The organism is Solihabitans fulvus (genome assembly GCF_008386585.1).
Taxonomy (GTDB): domain Bacteria; phylum Actinomycetota; class Actinomycetes; order Mycobacteriales; family Pseudonocardiaceae; genus Solihabitans; species Solihabitans fulvus.
The window spans coordinates 1-299 of the sequence record NZ_VUOB01000171.1; the positions used below are offsets into that span (position 1 = coordinate 1).

Below are 299 nucleotides of genomic sequence, written 5' to 3' on the forward strand. Positions count from 1 at the left end.
CCCCAGGCGATGACCTTGCCGTCCTTGGTGAGGGCGAGGCTGTGCCGGCCGCCCGCGGAGATCGCGGTGATGTCGCTGGTGGCTTCCTTGGGCACCGTGGCCTGCCCGCTGGTGTCGTATCCCCAGCCGATGACCTTGCCCTGTTTGGTGAGGGCCAGGCTGTGGAATCCGCCCGAGGAGATCGCCGTGATGTCCGCGGCGGCCTCGGGCCGCACGTTCGTCTGGCCGGAGGTGTTGTCGCCCCAGGCGATGACCTTGCCCTTCTTGGGGGGGGCGGGGCTGTGGCGGGCGCCCGCGGG

General features: G+C 71.6%; 1 pseudogene. It reads right to left on the reverse strand.

The annotated features are described in order from the left end of the window. Nucleotides 1–299 (reverse strand): annotated as a pseudogene (locus F0L68_RS41080) (RCC1 domain-containing protein); the annotation flags it as partial.